The sequence below is a fragment of the Pedobacter sp. WC2501 genome, from assembly GCF_052682415.1.
The window spans coordinates 4,796,725-4,815,783 of record NZ_JBQZFI010000001.1; the positions used below are offsets into that span (position 1 = coordinate 4,796,725).

The window sequence follows — 19,059 nt, forward strand, 5'->3', positions numbered from 1 at the left end:
CTTAAAATTCCTTAACAGGTATAACAAGATCCAGACCGGCGATGAGCCTGGCAATATTTTCATCCGTTACCGCCCTGGCATTGGTCACCGCCTTCAAGCGCCTGTCCGCCCCGATCCACACCACATGGGGATAAAGCTTATGGGGAAAAAGGACCTGCGTAAAAGTCCTTTCTGAAATTACCGGCAAGTGGACCTCCTCACCATCTGCTATCCTCTTTTCCAGAAACAGAGCGATATTTTCCACAGAATCAACATTTGAATCATTGACCAACAGCACCTGCAGATTCTTACCATACTTCTCCTGATATTTTTCCATCTTCGGAAAACCCTTAATGCAGCTACTGCACCAGGTCCCCCAGAAATCCAGGATCAAAGCCTTACCTTTCAGTGAAGACAAAACAAATGGCTTTCGATCGCCATTCACAAGATTTTGAAAGAGAAAGTCCGGAACCTTTTCCCCTACCTTCAATGGGATTTTTCCGTAAGGACTATCAATTTCTTGTTTTTTGCTTTGCGTATACCCCTTAAAAAAAAGGCATAGCACAGCCATTCCGATAAAAATTATCGATTTTTTCATAATTGTTCAGTTAGTTGATTAATAGGAAAACAGATCTAAAAGCAATTTTAGATCAAATAGAAATGCCTACAGCTGGTTTAAGAACCAATACCCAATCCATAATTAAATTTAAGCGTTGCCACCTGCAGGCAGAAGCAACATCATTCAGGATTTTTGGGTTTCAGTGCATACATCCGATCGAACGGGCATGAACACAGGAAAGAAATTTGAGACGATAAAAAAATAAGGATACCTGGGCCGTAGAAAGATAATCCACACCTAAAGTATTGGTCAATCACTCGGAAAAATGGATTACTTTTTTTCATACCCGTATTGGTTATACGAGTCTCTAGGAATGAAAAGCACTATAGCTGGGCTCTAAATACCGGACTGCAGGCTTCTGACGACCTTGGAACGATATACAATAGAGCCCATAACGCTATAGAGTGTACGAAAGTACGCAAAATATCGTCATGGGCATTAATCTATTGTCTCTTCCAATAGCAATTGTCAGAATTTGCAGTCGAGACTCTTTAATTAACACCAAAAAAATGTTGAGTTGATATTAAGGTATACCTACTTCAACGATAAAGATACAAAAAAATATTTATTGTGGCAATATTGCCACGAACATATTTTTAGATTAATTGGAATTTCATCCCAATGAGAGCGCGTGATGAAAAGTATTTTGAAATTATAGGAAAAAATGTTCGCCATTTCCGAATTTCAAGAGGGCTATCACAACAATCCCTTGCTGTTCTTTGCGACAAGATTGACCGTTCAAAAATTAGCGACATCGAAAACGCTAAAGAAGATTTCATGATGTCGACTTTGCTCGAAATTTGCGAAGGACTGGAAATTAGTCTGAATGAAGTAATTCAAGATCATGGAGACAGTTTTTACTCAACCATGGGTAGGAATTCTTCTGATAATTAATAAATACCAATTAAAAAACCAAAATATCCTTATTATTTACCTTTTAATTATTTAGAAAAAATGAAATAAATAAAGTATCCATCAAATCATCCTACAGCCTATGAAAAACAAGGTAAGATGCGTGATCATCGACGATGAGAAACACGCAATTTCGCTACTCAAAACCTACATCGGTTCAATGCCTAATCTTGAACTGTTTAAAACCTTCAACAATCCGCTCGAAGCCCTGTCAGGCATCACCGTTGAAGACGACATCGACATTATCTTCCTGGACATTGAAATGCCACATCTTTCAGGAATAGAACTTGCGAAGGAACTCAGGCCAAAAGCCAGGTCCATTATCTTTACAAGTGCTTATAACAGATCGCTCGAGGCCTTTGAAGTCAGGGCCAACCATTATCTGCTCAAACCACTTAACCTCGCCAAATTTACCCAAACCGTCATGGGTATAATAGATAACGAACTTTCCAAAGCCGACGGACAGGGAAAAAACATTAAATTTTTTAAGACAGGTGGGAAGGGGAAACTTTCCAGGATCAATAAACATGATATCCTTTATTTTGAAAGTGCAAAAAACTATGTCAGTATGGTTACAGCGGAAAAGAAAGAACTGATCTACCTGACATTAAAAGAAGTTGAAAAAATTTTCTGCAAAGATCTGTTTTACAGGGTACACCGTTCACACGTAATCAATGCAGATAAAATCCAGAAGATAGTGGGCAATACGATAAATCTGGGACATGGCTATCAGGTGCAGATGGGAGGCACCTACAAAAACGGACTTTTAAGATTTTTGGAAGAAAAGACTTTGTTAACCGGCCGGATTTAACACATCTTTCTATTTAACCGTTAACATCTAAGTGCGTTCCGGTAACTCTAATGGAGAGGCTGGTCACAGTTGGATCAGTGCTCTTGAGATTTCGGTCTCCTGCCGTGCGGAAGATAAAAACTGTTTTTTTCTTCAGCTTTTTTTGATTTTGTACCATAGTTTTTATTTATTAAAAGTTGTAACCCCATAGAGACAGTTTTTTCACCGTCAATAGAATAATGGAACTCCGTAAAATTATTACCTAATTAAAAGTACATTGTATAGTATAAAAAAGCACAAGATCCATTTGATCGCCTGGACAATCTTCATCCTATCCGAAATAATCATTATAGGATTTGCCACTGGTGTGTTCGGAAGTGTACAAAACTATATTACACATTATATAGTAAATATAATACTTTTCTATTTCTGTTCCCACATAGCTTACCCAATTATTTTTAGAAAAAAATTCTATTGGCTGATCAGACTTCCTATCATAGGTGGTATAACTTTTTTATGTTATCTGATGATTAACTATGCGATTGATAATCTGTTGATAAAACACCAAACTTGGAAGAGCATCCAAGAACTCGGTATGGGTTATAAATATATTCTCGGTGCATTGTGGAGAGCTGCACAATTTATGGGGCTTGGAGGCTTTTATTATCTCTTCCTCGTTTATCAAAAAGAGGTCAAAACCAGGGAGGAGGCTGAAAAAGCACGTTTCCAGATTGAACTCTCCAAAAGGGAAATGGAAGCAAAACTCGAACAGTCAAGAAATTCCTACCTAAAGGCACAGATCAACCCCCACCTACTCTTCAATACGCTCAGCTTTATCTATCAGGATATACTGGCCAGCTCGCCAAAAGCAGCTGAAGCAGTAATGACCCTATCAGACCTCATGCGTTATAGCATAAACTGTGAATTCACAGAGTCCACTATTCCACTGGAAGAAGAAATAGCACAGGTAAAAAGCCTGATCAGTCTTCACAGTACACGCTTTGAAGAGGAACTAAGCCTGACTTTTGAAACCGGAGATGGTACAGAAAAAATAAAGTTTATTCCGCTAGTTCTAGTTACCCTTGCAGAAAACATTTTTAAACATGGGATCTTTCTCGATCCCCAACATCCAGCTAAGTTAGCAGTCAGCCTGGAAAAAGGATTTCTTAATATCAGGTCACGTAACCTGTCCGACAGAAAACGTCAGACCATTAACATGCACAAAGGGTTGGAGAACATCCGCCAGCGGCTGGAGATCGCATACGGAAATGCTGCAAAGATGCATTATGGAATCGAGGATGGATATTTTTTGCTTGAGATCTCAGTCAGGATAGCCCACCCGTTTCCAAAAGATCAATTTTAATCCAATGACCAATTTAATTCAACAAATAGATACCACATGAAAAAAAACTCAATACTACTTTTACTGATCATCTGCTCCGCACTCTATTCTAAGGCTCAACTCCCCCAGACCAAATCTGTCTTCGGACGTCTATATACAGTTGAGGATGGCCTACTTCAGGTTCCACCTAAAGAAAAATATGCAAAGGTTGCGGACAGCCTGGATAAAAACCTCGAAAAGAACCAAAATGACACGGTAAGCCTATTTAACCGGGCATTGATCTATTATGCCTATAACCAGATGCTGGCAGCGCCTTACCAGCGCACCAAAGGTACGCTGGAAAACATGACCAGGGCAAAAGAGCTGATAGAAAAAGCAATAAGAACGGGTATGAATGATTTCAGGGCAAAGCAGCTCAGGGCACAGATTTACAGTGAACTCTGTTTCCGTTTCACGGGCGATGAATCCTGGATGTTCAATAAAGTACAGTTCGCCTCAAGAAAGAAATTATTCGAAAGCTACAAGCTGTTAGCCAACCGCTATTTTGATGAGCTTGCGGCGCAGGACAAAAACAATGCTTACGAATATAAAAAAAGGAAAGTAGACTTCATATATAACCATTAAAAGAGGCCTGCTATAAGGTAGATCTGAAATCCTGAAATCGGACAAAATTAAAGCAATTTCCAAAACGGAAACCGTTTAATCTTTTTTTTCGTATACTTGTTTTGTAAGGGGTGAGAGCCTTACATCAACTTTCAGTTGAGAGCGTTAATTTAGATTGGGGTAATCATTAATTTGATTATCCCTTTTTGCTTTATAAACGCGGGTTATGTCCTGGAAAATATAATCACATCTTAAAAGCGGCAGTCGGTTTTTGACCGGGCAATGTGCCATGGAAAACCGATGCCGAAAAACGGGCGGGCGAAGCCCGCCGCCAGGCAATTTTTAAAAAGCTTATAACCGTATCTGCTTTGAGCAGATACGGCCAAGGTTCAGAAAAAAAACCGGTTTTCCATGACGCCAACCCGTAACATCTGCCATAGGAATGATGCTTACCAAAATTTGTTCTCATTGTTTTACCTCCTTTATTTTTCTAAGTGCTATGCGCTTATTTCTATATAAAATCTCATACCCATTGTTACCGATTACATCTTTAATGATATTCTCTGCATGGCGGATGCGAACGGCATCACCTGCCGACATGCCCATTGCTGACAAATTATCGAAATGTGGCAAAGTCTGTGCAATTTCTAGTAAAGCACTATAATCTGTATTTTCTGCCAACCTGCTCATGATCTTAAGTTTTATGGGAGCGGAAACCGCTCCCGATGAATTAATTCAACTGAAAGGCCACATTGCCATTTTTCCCAAGGTCTAAACAAAGGTCAAAGGCTGACTGTCCTCTCTGCTTGGCAGTTCCCTCAATGATGGATTTAAATTTGGCTTCGCGGTCCTTAAACTTGCGGGCATTCTGATAGTAGCCCGTCACCGCATTATACGCCCCGAAAAGTGTGCCTTTGGTAGTATCGATCAACTGCGAGGGTGCACTCATGGCGTAACCGTAAACCTCATCCACAATATTCTTATATACGCTTGAAGTTTCATCGATCAGTCCTTTTTGCAGCTTGTCCAAAACCTCCCTGTTCGGTGCCATTGCCGTCTGCACCAGTTTTTTTAGTTCGGCATCAGTAATGCGCACCTTTGCCCAATGGTTAAAGATGGATTCCATTTCGTCCCCGATCCTACCCGAAATACCCATCAGGGTATGCGCCTGTTTAAGCCTGTCCTTAGCCCCTGAAGAATGACGGATACGAACAACATTAGACGAATTTTTCAATGCAGCATTAAGCGTATTGTTACATACGATACGCACAGGGGTAAAAGCCGCGGTAATGCTCCCAAAACCATCATGCGAAGTGGTCAGAAATAAGTATTGCTCGATCAGGTCATCCTTTCCCACCTTAATATAAGAGGGCAGTTTCGCCGTAATAAAAATACGCTCCCCCTTACCCAATGCGCCTGCAGTCTCGTAGAGGATACCCTCGCTACCGCCTACGATGCTATCAAAGAATGAAAATGCCTCTATATTCTGAACTACTTTATAATCCTTGCCTACCACCCCGAGCACTTCCTCGGTGTCCGTCCTAACCGTTGAATAATAGTTCGGCACCAAAATATCGGGCAAAAACCCGTCATACATTTCCTCCCCATCAGGACTTTTAAAAGTTGCAAGATTATGCGAATCCACGGTAAACAAAGGCCGCTTCTCCACTGTATAATCAAGCCCTGCAAATTTCAAGGCTTCGGCCGAATTGGGATAAGATTCCACTATGGTACCCAACCTGTGCCATGCTTTTTGCTTTACCGAAAAAAAACTGTGTTTATCTGTTCTGCTGTTATAATTTAAGTGATGTGACATGATGAAAAATTTTAAATTAAAGTTTAATTAAATTGAAAGCGTTAACCTTAGTCAAATAATGATCTTTTAAAAGGCAATGCCCCCGTCAAAGGCGCCAGGATTACCTAACTGCGTTTCTTCACTCTTGGCGACCCTTCGCCTCTATTTCTACGCGTTGGCACAGCTGCCTTCCCATTACCTCCCGTCGAACCTAACAGCTTAACTTCTGAGGTATGAAAGGTCAGCGATGCTTTGGCCTCGCCGTCACCACTGATATAGGCATGGGCACCCACCCTGCCGTAAAGCTGAACCCATCCCCCTTTTTTAAGGTATCCTGCAATACCCGTGTTCAACCAGTATGAACACTCAAAAAATGTAGTAATCTTCTTTTGTTCGCCACCACTGCGGTAACTGTCATTGATAGCAATAGAAAAGTTTACCACTTTCCGTTCTCCGCTCAACGTCTTTACCGTCGCATCTCCTGTTAATCTTCCTGTAATTTCCATGATCAAAAAATTTTAAGTTTTACATTGTTTTTGTTTCCTTTCCTTTTCCCAAAAAATCTTTTCAAAAGAAAAAACGGAAAAAAAGAAAGTCCGGAAAAACGGGTGCATAGAGAACGGAGAGCTATAAGTCCCGGAGGGTGTTCTGGCGCAGCCAGAACATTATGCGCTCGCAGAGAAAGGAGCGCCCGAAATTCACGGCCTTTTTATCCGTTTCGATTGGAAAGAGTGCAAGCGCGTTTAATCGATCCGTTAAGGATAAAGTTTTCGTTAAGTATATAAAAAGAAATGTACTAACATCAAGTAGTACAAGTAAGATTCTTCGAGAAAATTATATGTATGAATTTCCGATTTTAAATGAGCTGGATTTAGGAGAGCTAAAAAGGTTTATCTCCAACCTAAATTTTAATGATAGCGAAGTAGATGAAATCTTCTTGAATTTTGTAACTATCGTTAGTAGGGCATTTAGAGTTGGTAAATTACCCAATAGTGATATTCCTAAAATAAAAAATGGATTCTTCAGGAAAACTATAAAAGAAGGTTTTGAGCCCTTTTATACCCAAACTGAATTATTAGGCCAGGATTTGGTTGCTATTACAAGTGCCGAGGAATTGGCAAGCTTGCTAAGTATTGACTACTCAAAAATTTCTCTTTTTCTACTATTACAATATTTTAGAACTCAAAACATGAAAAGTAAATTATCAAATTTACTATCCAAGGATTCCGAACCACTTAGAAAAGCAAAATCTTTGCTGACACCAATCTTGATGGCATATGATATAGCGAGCCAAAAAACACCCAGCTTTAAAATTTTAGTTAATAGTAGTACTGAAAGTTTTGTCACCAGTGAACAGCCAGTAATTAATATTGCTAGGGATACTGACGAAAAAGGCAACTATTTAGATTTTGTACTATACTATCCGATAAATCCAAAATTAGCTATTGAAGTATCGTTCTCAAATGACGAAATGTATGTTGAGCGTGAAAGCTGTGATCATATTGGAGTACAATGGCACAATAAAATAATGCTTGAAAATGATATAATCATAAGTGATATTAAGTTAGATTAGTGTTGTGAAATCTCAAATAACTATTATATTTATTTAAAATTAAACGTTCCTATTTTGGCTACCAATAACGACAAATACAAAAACGACTTTCAAAAGCTCATTGAACTTGGGGGCAGTCTCTTTAATGCTATGCAGTATGAGGTATTTCCCGAAGAATTTAAAAAACAGGCAAAAAATGCCCTGAAAACAAACGAAAAGGTAGAAACTTTCATAAAGAAACTTCCAGATTTCGGCCCGGGTTACCAGAAATGGTATTCTGAGTCCGTTAAGCTGATTAAACAGCTTTTACCTGATCGTTTAGCGGACTTTGTCCGGCACTATGAAAAACCAAAAACTCGTAAGGAACTGACTTACGGAAACTATGTTCTTGAGGATTACCTTCAGGGCATGACCGTTACACACGGATATGAAAAAATAAAAATAGTAGGGCCAGATGCCGCAATTACGCAATTCCGTCAGCAAATCAATATCCTACAATCCCTTGAGGCCCGTTTCGAAAGCACTCTTTTTGATATCAAACAGTTGGTGCAGGCCGACCTTTTCGACACAGAGCTGCAATCGGCCAAAGAACTGCTTAAACATAAAATTTGCTCGTGCGGCTGGAGCACTGGCCGGGGTAGTGCTGGAAAAGCACTTGGCCCAGATAGCAGATGCCCATAACCTGACTTTAAAAAAGAATCCTGCGATCAACGAACTGAACGAAACACTAAAGAACAATAATGTCATCGATACCGCTCAATGGCGTTTTATCTAGCATCTAGGTGATATTCGTAATCTCTGTAGCCATAACAAGGAGAAAGAACCTTCGCAACAGGATGGGGAAGACCTGATTTCCGGCGTAGACAAGATCATTAAAACCGTTTTTTAAATCCAAAAACTGATTAAATAAATAAGACTATAATTATTTCTTATATTTTTCCTATGGACATCATTTTAAGAATCAATAATATAGAAAGCTAATCAGTTATTGTTTTATTATCTATATTATGGAAATATAATACACATCTTTGAAGCAAAAACTGGAAGAATACAGATATGGAAATATATAAAGCAGCTGATAATATATACTGGGTTTTCAGTTCTTCGGCTCAAGCTGTTGCAGCTTTTATCGGTTTTATATCTGCAGGATTTTTCTTTAGCCACGACCGGATGGACAGGGAAGTGGAGAGAGATGAAACATTGCTTGAAATCTATGCTGAGATTAAATCTCAGCATTTTGAAAAACTATGTAGCTTACTATGGTTGACTGGTCTTTCCATCATTTCTAGTCTGCTGATAGTATTTGTTAATGGATTTGATACTGGTAACTTTATTTATATTTTTGCCTTCATTGTAGCCTTACTTAACGGATATACAATTTTCCGCGCCGTGACACTAGTAATAGATATGGTTAATCCAAAAAAGGTTGAAAAAACCGCTGATAAACTTATTAAAGAAGAAACCAGCAGCGATGTAACAGGATCGTCTACACAAAACCTTTCAATAGGCAAATTCCTCGAAAAGTTTATCGAACTCGAACAGATTACCAGAAGTCTTCTAGAAAAAAAAGGTGGGGCTAATCATTCCTTATCCGTATCTCCAAAATTTTTGCCGTTTTCAACGGTAATCAGACAACTCAGTCAACTAGGAATTATTAAACCTACAGAGTTCAGTAGATTAAGTAAAGTAACCAAATTGAGAAACCTTGTTTCCCACGGGCAAATGGAAAAAATTAGTACCAGGGAGGGGAAAATTATTGATGACCTAATACAGCAGTTTAAAATGTTATAATACCTAAAACTAATTTTTGGATCTTAGTCTCAAAAAAAGAATATTTCTTTCCCCGTTATTTTTCCATTAATTTAAATTCAAGTAAATTACTTATTGCAACCTCTCTTAAAAACAAACAATTGGAAGAACCAAAAAGTACATACATTATCGGGTTTGAGGAAATTTTTATAAAGGAGGATCCAGGAAATGGTAGATGCATTTGGTGTAACAAAGCACAAAAATTCAATACCGCGCACATTTTATCTAAAAAAATCATAAGGAAAAATCACCCTTCAAATGTTCTTAAACGTTCAGTATGTACAGAGTGCAATAGTTATTTCGGGAATAAGATAGAAGACTGGTTTTATAAATATTCTCCTTTAGGTACATGGGCTAATCAATTAAATCGACCAGCAAACAATATATTAAGTAATTTAAAGTATGTACCGAACTTCCTTTGGAGCGATCAGATAAAGGAATGGATCATTGTTCATCATGATAAGGTGAAAGACATACTCGCTACTCAAATTCTGCTTAACGCAGAAAATAGGCTACTAACGCTCCACTATGATCAAAGCGGAAGCAAACAAGTTAACGACGTCTTTAAAATTAACCTATCGATTAGAGAGAAACTAATTAATGGAGAATTTACTGAGTATTTGGACCATAAGCTTCCGGAGAATTTTAGTCCTCGGATTATAATTTACAAAGACAAACTGATCTTAACGACTCGTACACTCGAAGACAAAGCGCGGTTAGTGAGTAAAGTAAGTGCAGAAGATGAGAACTCAAGTGACTTCCAATTGGCACACATTAATCCAAATATACTCGATAAACTGACAATACAATATAGTTGGTCACTTCAACGGTACTTTATATTATGTGCTAAAATTGGTTTTGAATTTCTAAGCCAGATAATCGGGCAAGAATTTAGCCAACACCGCCGTTTCGACGATTTTAAAAAAGGAATACACAAAGCTAGGCTTGATAAAATTATCATCCCTTTCATTGATGGGAAAGGATATCTAGTCAATCGACTGACACCGCCTGGATGGGTGGGTTATGTAAAAACAGCGAATAGCATTTCAGGATTTCCCATAATGACAGGCCAAAAAAAGAACTGCCATAGTATTTTTATATACAGTATGCAAGGTTATCTACTATTCGATGTAAAACTTTTTGCTATCGAACCCTGCCAGCTCATAATCGCTAAAAATTGTAATCTGAATGAAGTATATCATATTGAATATGATATAACAGAACAAAGTTTAAGGTTTTTTAAATTGGAAAAAAACAGAGTAATTATTAATAAAAATTTAGACTTTGAAAAGGCGCTTGATACTATCCGAAATGACCAACACTTGTCAATGGTCACATTAAGAGATTATTCGCCTCCTTCATTGTTAAAACAGTAAAAAAGCGTGGGTTCTTTGAAAAAACGACGTTATCAAAAACCAATTTCTAACTTACAAATCAAGCTCAAAATTAACATTACATAATTAGATCAAAGTAAAAAACTGTCTCAATAAACGAACTATTCGCCAGCTTTAGAGCTATTAATCCTCCGTAAAGCATTGGGCATAAAATAAATGAACTACTCAATAGTATCAATGAAACACGGACAAAAACAGACTTAAAAAAATTATCTTTACGGCTAATAACAAACAATTTAAATATATAGATGCCAACATTACACTGGATAGGAAAAGATAAAGTTATCAATCATCACATGGATGTTCCGTTTAAAGTATTGGACCACTCCTACGGTTTTGACAATGGAACACAAACCGAAGAAGAAACTAAAAGCGGAAATAAAATAATACATGGCGACAACCTTGAAGCACTAAAAGCCTTACTGCCAGAATACGAAGGAAAAATAAAGTGCATTTACATTGACCCTCCATACAACACGGGAAACGAAAGCTGGGTGTATAACGATAATGTAAACGAACCAAAAATCAAAAAATGGTTAGGGCAAGTCGTAGGCAAAGAAGCGGAAGACTTAACAAGACATGACAAGTGGCTTTGCATGATGTATCCTAGGCTCAAACTATTACAAAAACTACTTGCTGAAGAAGGTTCACTTGTTATTAGTATTGGTTATCAGGAAGTTTTTAATTTAATGCCAGTCTTAAAGGAGTTATTTGCTTCAAAACAGATTGCTTGTGTAACAATTCAAACCTCAGGGGGTAAGCCATCAGGGTCTTTCAATTATCAACATGAATTTTTAATATTTATAGTGCCGAATGACTTTGAAGCAAATCCAATGAATTTCACAGGTGGTAAAGAACGAACACCATTTGAAGGATTAACCCTTGCTACATTTGATAAGACACAAAGACCTAATCAAACCTATCCAATTTTTGTAAATATTGAAACATCGAATTTAGAAAGTGTTGGTGAATCATTACAGGAGAGAATAAAAAGTGGCAAATATCAAGGTGAGCTTTCTGAATTCGATTATGATTTTCTAGAAGCACCTGAAGGTACTGTTGCTGTTTGGCCTATAACTAGTAAAGGAAAGCCGTGTGTATGGCGACTATCACCTACTAGATTCTTAAGTGACTGGCAAAAGGGTTATATAAAAATAAGTCCAAATCGTCAAAAGGGTAGTTTGAACAGGTATAGTGTTCAGTATTTACCTGAAGGCGTTATTAAAAAAATTGAAAAGGGAATTTTAAAAGTAAATGGCAAAGATGCAAATTCTCCAACTTTAACTTTTGGAGAGAATAAAACAGTTGGAAGCGATATTCCTACTATTTGGTTGGAAAAGGAATTCTATTCTGTAAAGGGAACGACATTACTTAATGATATTTTTTCAAAAAAAATATTCAATTACCCCAAACCATTGCCATTAATAACTGAAATATTAAGAGCAATGACTTCACAGGATGATATAATACTTGATTCTTTTGCCGGTTCTGCTTCAACTGCTCATGCAACCTTAGATTTAAATACAGAAGACGGTGGCAACCGAAAGTATATTTTGGTAGAGATGGAAGATTACGCACAAACAGTAACAGCAGAAAGGGTTAAGATGGTGATTAATGGTTTTTCAGAACAAGAAGGAACAGGCGGGAGTTTTGATTTTTACGAATTAGGACAACCCATGTTTTTTGAAGAAGGTAATTTGAATGAATTGGTAGGTGTTGAGAAAATTCGCCAATACGTTTTCTACACTGAAACCAAAACGCCATTAACTGAAACTAAACATAAAGACAATAAACATTTCTTGGGCAAGAACAATGACACAGCGTATTACTTCAACTACGAGCAAGAAGAAGTAACAACCTTAGACCATGCCTTTTTAGCCACTATGAAAACGAAAGCTGAGCAGTATGTAATTTATGCCGACAACTGTTTGCTTACAAAAGATTTCATTATAAAGCATCACATCATTTTCAAAAAAATACCAAGAGACATAACAAGATTCTAAGCAATGGAATTAAAACCATATCAACAACAAGTAATAAACGACCTTTCATTGTTTTTGGAAAACATTCAGGAAACCAGAGACGTGAAAGACGCTTTTTATAATTTTTGGGCAAAGCACCCTAAAACACCATTGTTGCCGTTTGCTGGCACAGCAATAGAATCATACAAAAATAATGTGGCAAGAGTGCCACATATTTGTATTAAAGTTCCAACGGCAGGCGGGAAAACGTTTATTGCTTGCAACGCAATCAAAACCATTTTTGATGCCTTTACTTACGACAAACCCAAAGCGGTGGTTTGGTTAGTTCCGTCCATTATAATTTTAGACCAAACAATTAAAAATCTTAAAAACACAAACCATCCTTACCGAAGAAAAATAAATTCTCATTTCGGTAACAAAGTTGAAGTATTCGACAAAGCAGCCTTATTGCAGGGAAGCGGATTTAACGCAACTTCGGTTAAAGAACAGTTGAACATATTTGTTTTGAGTTTTGATAGTATTAGAACAGCCAACAAAGAAGGGAGAAAAGTATTTGAGCAAAACGGTTCATTGCAATCTTTTGAAACGCTATTAGGCAAAGATGAAGAAATTTCTTTGATGAAAGTAATGCGATACTTAAATCCTATGGTAGTTGTGGACGAAAGCCACAACGCAGAAACCGAATTAAGTGTGGATATGCTCAAAGAATTTAATCCTTGTTTTATACTTGACCTTACAGCTACTCCAAGAAAGAACAGCAACATCATTAGTTTCATTGATGCTTTGGAGTTGAAAAAGGAAAATATGGTGAAACTGCCTGTTATTGTTTACAACCATCAAGACAAAACCGAAGTAATCAATTCCAGTTTGCAACTTCAAAAACGTTTGGAACTGCAAGCCATCGAAGAAGAAAAGAAAGGCGGTAAATACATTCGTCCAATTGTTTTGTTCCAGGCACAACCCAAAAACGGCAAAGACTTTTTGAACGAAGAAGAAGAAAAATCAAATGTTCAGAAACTGAAAGAAAAACTCATTGAGTTAAAAATTCCTGCCGAACAAATTAAAATTAAAACGGCAAACATAAATGAAATAAAAGGAATTGACTTGATGAGCAAAGAATGTGAAGTCCGCTACATCATTACCATAAACGCATTAAAAGAAGGTTGGGATTGTCCGTTTGCATACATCTTAGCATCATTGGCAGACAAAAGTTCGGCAGTAGATGTTGAACAAATTTTGGGCAGAGTTTTACGCCAGCCTTATGTAATGAAACACAACTTTCCGTTACTAAATTTGAGTTATGTTTTAACGGCATCATCAAAATTTCTTGACACATTAGACAATATTGTGAAAGGTTTGAACAAAGCAGGTTTCAGCGACAAAGATTATAAACTTGCTGACCCTGGAATGTTAGAAGAAGCAAAGAAACAATACCCTTTGCAACAACTTACTGTATTTCTAAAAAGCGAGGGAACAAGAGAAGATATTACTTCCGACATTGATATATCACGAATTTCATTTCCTTCGGAAACTGAATTGCCAAATTCAACAGTTTCAGAAATTGAAAAATCAGCAATAGAACAAAATGAAGCCTTTGAAAAAACAGTATTCAAAATGGAAGCCAACAACGTGACGGCTTTACCAAACGAAATACAAAAGCTTGTGAAAACATATAGCATTAAAGACATATTCCAAGAACAGGCGGGACAAATTTATTTACCCCAGTTTTATTTGAAAGTTCCTGCTAACGACTTATTCGGAAAGAAAGAAGAAGAATTGCCTTTAGAAAAGGAATATCTTTTAGAAGGTTTTGCATTAAGCAAAGCCGACACCAACATTGCTTTTGACAGCATTACAGCAGAACTCTACAAAGTTGACTTAGACGAAACTAAAAAGGAACATACACCAACATTTGTAAGGCTTGACGGAGACGTGAAAGAAAGTATAATGGCTTACATTCTTGACCCATCACGAAAAGACAGCAGAGTAAAGAACTTTACAAAACGATTGATGGATTTAATTGGCAATATGTTTCCAATTCCCGACAAAGAAATTGAAAAATACATCAACAGAATTTTAGAAGATTTCAAAGACGAGCAGTTTGGAGATTTAGCAACCAACGAATATACTTACAAAGACAAAATCAAGTTTAAGATTATTGCACTCTCAGAGCAGTTTGCAGAGAAGAAATTCAAAGACTTTTTAGACACTGACAAAGTGTTTATTAAGCCATCTTTCACCTTAGCAAAAAGCATTTCACCAGGCGACACAGCGAAAGATATCACAAAATCGCTTTACGAAAAAGAAGGAAGCATGAACGGTTATGAAGAACGTGTAATCAATGAAATTGGTAACATGACAAACATTGCTTTTTGGACAAGGAACATAGAACGCAAAGGTTTTAGAATTAACGGTTTTGTAAATCATTATCCCGACTTCATCATTCAGACAAAAAGTGGAAAGACAATTTTACTTGAAACAAAAGGCGACCACTTGGACGCAGAACAAAAAATAAGACTTGGCGGACTTTGGGCAGGTAAAGCAGGAAATAATTATCGCTACTTCATGGTTTACGAAAGGCGGACAGTTGACGGAGCATATAAATTAGAAGACTTTTTGAACATTATTAAAAACATTTAAGAACTTGGCAATGATGTTAATTCAGTAAATATTATAAATTCGATCAAGAGCCAACTTAAGGTATTTAATGAATTTGTTGAAATCCCATTTAAAAACTAGTATAAAAAGTTTGAATAACTATATTATGGCATAAATCACCAAGCCGATACAAGATAATATCGAATAATTAGTATTAATCTCAAAAAACGAAGGATAAGAAGGAATATTATAGGCTAACAGATACACATAAAAAGGAGATTGCTCAAAATTTGATTGACATTATTGATAAGGATTGTACTCCCCTTTAAGAAACAACGATCTTTATTGTTAATTGGATAGGTACTGATCGTAGCGAAAAATTCAAGGCTTATTACGACGTTTGGGAAATAGTTTTGAATAATTTTTATCCAAAAACTAAACCTATACTTATTAGAAGTGTACCCCGAAAATCCAAACTAGAATACATTGGGAGTTTCACAAATTCAGCATATTCTGCCCAAAGATTTGGCGAAGGTAGAGGTTATTGAATAATTTGCGATACGAAAGATTGTTTGCAACCAACTCGGCCTAAAAACAGAGAAGGCAATTATAGAAATACTTTTTATCCCCTTAGTGAAGTATTACGAAAAGCTGAAGAGAAAGGTGGCTGGGGATTCTCAGATCGGTTTTTAAGGCAATGTAGTCGTGAGGCCGAATATGTTATGAGAATAGACTTTTCAGTAATGCAATTATTGAAATATATAGATCAATAAGTTTAAAATTTAATCTCAAAAAACGATACAATAAAGACAACTAATTAGTATTGAAACCGAAAAAGAAATGAAAATTCTAAATAATTCTAATAAATTATTTTACCTAAAATCAGCGAATGTAATTGGTGGACAAAACATTTTACTCTTCTTTAGACAGGCAGATAAGTATAATTTAAGAAACACTATAGAAAATCAATATGACTACATCAATGTGTCATTAATTTTATGGATGGAAAACCCGGACGATGCAAACAACGAATGCTTGAAAATTAAAGAATACTTTTTAGACGAAACAATATCAATAGACACAATTACTGAAAATGTAATTGAATTTATTGGTAACTACGATTATCGAACTAAGGTGAAAAAATATAACGAGGATATTACAGACCAGTTTGCAGAAGATTGGATTGACAGATATTTGTATGCAACGAAGTTTGCTTACGACCAAATGGCTATAGGTGGAAACTATTATAAATTGCTTAAAGAAATAATTGATATTGCAAAATCTTCAAATGAGGAAACAGCAACTAAAGCTATGAACAAAGTGATCTATTTTGAACAAGAAAATAATATTAAACTTGACTAAAAACTACCGCTAACAAGGGTTTGCCAAAAGCTGGGCTGAAGTGCTTCGGTTGAACATTTGTGCAAAAGTTCAACATCAGTATTCTATTGAATTTTGTGCTAAAATTTCCGCCTTCGGCAAGCCTTTGAAACGTTAGCTACGATAAAGCTTAATCTCAAAAAACGAATATTATAATTAGGAAAAAATATAATCTACATTTAGCATCTTTTAATGGTAATATAGAATAGTTTATTGTAAATGGCAATTTCAGGAGAACACAACAGGCAATAAACTTGATATTTCTTGTTGGTTTATTGCAGGAAATTTGAAGGCAAAACAATACTTTTAAACGGCTTAAAGAACAAAAAATTTTATCACGCCAGAGAAGGACAAATTGCAAAAAATCTTACCTTTAATACCTTTACATACAATCAAGTCAAAATTTACATCATGAACATAAAGTATGCGCATACCAACATTATAACAAAGGATTGGAAGGAACTTGCACGTTTCTATGAAATCGTGTTTAATTGCATAGCGGTTCCACCTATACGAAACTATCAAGGGGAGTGGCTTGAAAAAGGCACCGGCGTCTTTAATGCGAATTTACAAGGGGTACAATTACGGCTACCTGGCTATGGGGATAATGGACCGACATTAGAGATCTATCAGTATTCAGAAATGATTAATGCTGAAAGACACTTAGCTAATCAAAAAGGATTTGGACATATCGCATTTAAGGTAGAGGATATTGCGGCGGTTTTAGCAATAGCATTAAAGAATGGAGCATCGAAAATTGGAGAGCTAAGCGAACATCATTTTGATAATATCGGTGTATTTAGGTTTATTTACATCTCAGACCCGGACGGGAATATAATAGAACTCCTAAACTGGAGTTGATATTAATTTCGCAAACTTAGAAATTTGAAATCGAACGCTTTTTGGTTAGAAATCTTCAGCCATCTTGCGGCCTAAATATTATAATTATTGGAGAGATTTCGAGCTAAAATTTCAATAGAATGCTTTAAGACTAGGCATTTTATTTTAAAACCTGCTATTCATTAATTCCTGAAATGCCTCGTTGCTTAGAAATTGGTAATGTCAGAAGTATCTACCTGAAGAATATTGAACGAAAGACACTTTGCTAATTTAATTTTCCTTTACTTAAAGCTGAAGACACCCAATGAGCTAAGTAATTTCCTTGGTGGAATATCAATATTCCACCATTTAATGGTAGGAGTTTACCATAAACATACATGGCAAATTACTTTGACAAAATAGATTTAAGAAAGATTTGAGCGAATCCTTAGATGAACCCTTTTCATATTTCTTATCCATGATAAAACGTTTAAAAAAATAAATGCAACCTATAGATCCAACAAAATCAGTCACCGTTCAATAATGTTACATTTCGTGATAGTTGATGTTTCATTTCTAATTTACAGAACACAGTAAATTTCGAAAGAAAAGATGACTTAATTATAAATATTTATTCTCATAAAACGAAGCCTTTTGAATTCTGGTTGTTTGTAATTGGTTCTGCTACTGGTTTCATCGCACTTATTCTTAAAGTCATACGATTCTTTAGATCTTTAGAAATAATTAGTTTTCCTAGACTTTAATTTCAAAAATGAAGAAAAAAGACAAGACTTTAAGTTCAAATAATTATTTTTGGTGAAAGCCCATACATCTACCCATTTCCTAGGTAGATAATAATTTTTGATCTCTGTATTTTTATATTTAACTAAAAAACGTACAATGAAAAATCTATTTTTTTTTAGCATGACATTATTGAGTCTTTCTTCGCAGATATCTTATGGACAAAATAAAGCAAAAGGTAGTGAAAAGTTGGTTGTGGATAGTAAGCAAGGCCGGTCCAACCTCGATCGATCAAAGGGGTTTGGAGGGTTTATTTTTGGAACTTCAATAAAGTTATATAAAAATTTTAAGCCTACACACCGTACCGGAGAACCCTCCAAACAATATATTTCAAAGATTCCAGTGATCTATTACGGTATAAAAATAGATTCAACCAGCTTAGATTTCTACAGAAATAAATTGTTTAGTATAACCATGTATGTACATAAATCACAAATGCAAAAACTGATTTCATACTGTTTAAAAAACTACGGACCACGTGGGAAAGATTTGTACGATGATGGCAGCTATTTTTGGAAGGGCAAAATTAAGGATTTTGTTTTTTACGAAGTAGATAATGATCAATTAGAAGTTCTTTTTATTGATAATACTGATTCAATGAAAAGGATGGAAGAATCCGTAACTGATTCCCTCATTGATCCAGCTGATGCTCTGATTATTCAAAAGAATCATTAGAATTATTTT

Annotated in this window: 18 protein-coding genes; 13 read left to right on the forward strand and 5 right to left on the reverse strand. The window is 36.2% G+C overall.

The features are described from left to right. Window position 1: 1 nt before the first annotated feature. Window positions 2-577: a TlpA family protein disulfide reductase gene (locus ACUN24_RS20245; protein ID WP_445564149.1), complete on the reverse strand. Its 576-nt coding sequence runs from the start codon at window positions 575-577 to the stop codon at window positions 2-4. Between the two features lie 642 nt (window positions 578-1,219). Here ACUN24_RS20245 and ACUN24_RS20250 point away from each other — a divergent pair. The 4 genes from ACUN24_RS20250 (at window position 1,220) to ACUN24_RS20265 (ending at window position 4,266) form a co-directional block, all read left to right on the forward strand. Beyond that, window positions 1,220-1,492: a helix-turn-helix domain-containing protein gene (locus ACUN24_RS20250; protein ID WP_445564150.1), complete on the forward strand. Its 273-nt coding sequence runs from the start codon at window positions 1,220-1,222 to the stop codon at window positions 1,490-1,492. Window positions 1,493-1,592: 100 nt separating this feature from the next. Continuing rightward, window positions 1,593-2,321 (forward strand): LytR/AlgR family response regulator transcription factor, encoded by a 729-nt coding sequence (locus ACUN24_RS20255; RefSeq protein ID WP_445564151.1) that lies wholly within the window; start codon window positions 1,593-1,595, stop codon window positions 2,319-2,321. A gap of 505 nt (window positions 2,322-2,826) precedes the next feature. After that, window positions 2,827-3,663: a sensor histidine kinase gene (locus ACUN24_RS20260; RefSeq protein WP_445564152.1), complete on the forward strand. Its 837-nt coding sequence runs from the start codon at window positions 2,827-2,829 to the stop codon at window positions 3,661-3,663. Window positions 3,664-3,699: 36 nt separating this feature from the next. Then, on the forward strand, window positions 3,700-4,266 hold the full coding sequence (locus ACUN24_RS20265; RefSeq protein ID WP_445564153.1) for a hypothetical protein: 567 nt from the start codon (window positions 3,700-3,702) through the stop codon (window positions 4,264-4,266). A 223-nt stretch (window positions 4,267-4,489) separates the two neighbouring features. On the opposite strand, the gene ACUN24_RS20270 is transcribed toward ACUN24_RS20265, so the two are convergent. From ACUN24_RS20270 to ACUN24_RS20285, 4 genes are all read right to left on the reverse strand, one after another. Next, window positions 4,490-4,714, reverse strand: a complete 225-nt coding sequence (locus ACUN24_RS20270) for a hypothetical protein (RefSeq protein WP_445564154.1) — start codon at window positions 4,712-4,714, stop codon at window positions 4,490-4,492. Beyond that, the gene (locus ACUN24_RS20275; protein WP_445564155.1) at window positions 4,711-4,935 is read right to left on the reverse strand and encodes a hypothetical protein; all 225 of its coding nucleotides are present in this window, start codon (window positions 4,933-4,935) and stop codon (window positions 4,711-4,713) included. Before ACUN24_RS20275 ends, ACUN24_RS20270 begins: the two co-directional genes overlap by 4 nt. A 40-nt stretch (window positions 4,936-4,975) precedes the next feature. Next, window positions 4,976-6,061 carry a DUF932 domain-containing protein gene (locus ACUN24_RS20280; protein WP_445564156.1) on the reverse strand — a complete coding sequence of 362 codons (1,086 nt, stop codon included), beginning with the start codon at window positions 6,059-6,061 and terminating at the stop codon, window positions 4,976-4,978. Between the two features lie 104 nt (window positions 6,062-6,165). Further along, window positions 6,166-6,546 (reverse strand): single-stranded DNA-binding protein, encoded by a 381-nt coding sequence (locus ACUN24_RS20285; protein WP_445564157.1) that lies wholly within the window; start codon window positions 6,544-6,546, stop codon window positions 6,166-6,168. Window positions 6,547-6,707: 161 nt separating this feature from the next. Here ACUN24_RS20285 and ACUN24_RS20290 point away from each other — a divergent pair, with 161 nt between their 5' ends. From ACUN24_RS20290 to ACUN24_RS20330, 9 genes are all read left to right on the forward strand, one after another. Then, entirely contained in the window at window positions 6,708-7,613 is a 906-nt protein-coding gene (locus tag ACUN24_RS20290) for a DUF4238 domain-containing protein (protein WP_445564158.1), read from the forward strand. A 54-nt stretch (window positions 7,614-7,667) separates the two neighbouring features. After that, window positions 7,668-8,273: a hypothetical protein gene (locus ACUN24_RS20295; protein WP_445564159.1), complete on the forward strand. Its 606-nt coding sequence runs from the start codon at window positions 7,668-7,670 to the stop codon at window positions 8,271-8,273. Window positions 8,274-8,648: 375 nt separating this feature from the next. Continuing rightward, entirely contained in the window at window positions 8,649-9,383 is a 735-nt protein-coding gene (locus ACUN24_RS20300) for a hypothetical protein (RefSeq protein WP_445564160.1), read from the forward strand. Window positions 9,384-9,502: 119 nt separating this feature from the next. Further along, complete coding sequence (locus ACUN24_RS20305; RefSeq protein ID WP_445564161.1) at window positions 9,503-10,777, forward strand: hypothetical protein; 1,275 nt, start codon at window positions 9,503-9,505, stop codon at window positions 10,775-10,777. A gap of 266 nt (window positions 10,778-11,043) precedes the next feature. Next, a complete protein-coding gene (locus ACUN24_RS20310) occupies window positions 11,044-12,798 on the forward strand; it encodes a site-specific DNA-methyltransferase (protein WP_445564162.1) in 1,755 nt (584 codons plus the stop codon). A gap of 3 nt (window positions 12,799-12,801) precedes the next feature. After that, window positions 12,802-15,417: a DEAD/DEAH box helicase gene (locus tag ACUN24_RS20315; RefSeq protein WP_445564163.1), complete on the forward strand. Its 2,616-nt coding sequence runs from the start codon at window positions 12,802-12,804 to the stop codon at window positions 15,415-15,417. Between the two features lie 798 nt (window positions 15,418-16,215). Further along, window positions 16,216-16,737, forward strand: a complete 522-nt coding sequence (locus tag ACUN24_RS20320; RefSeq protein WP_445564164.1) for a hypothetical protein — start codon at window positions 16,216-16,218, stop codon at window positions 16,735-16,737. A gap of 282 nt (window positions 16,738-17,019) precedes the next feature. Then, window positions 17,020-17,616 carry a VOC family protein gene (locus ACUN24_RS20325; protein ID WP_445564165.1) on the forward strand — a complete coding sequence of 199 codons (597 nt, stop codon included), beginning with the start codon at window positions 17,020-17,022 and terminating at the stop codon, window positions 17,614-17,616. An 858-nt stretch (window positions 17,617-18,474) separates the two neighbouring features. Next, window positions 18,475-19,050, forward strand: a complete 576-nt coding sequence (locus tag ACUN24_RS20330) for a hypothetical protein (RefSeq protein ID WP_445564166.1) — start codon at window positions 18,475-18,477, stop codon at window positions 19,048-19,050. Window positions 19,051-19,059 lie beyond the last annotated feature (9 nt).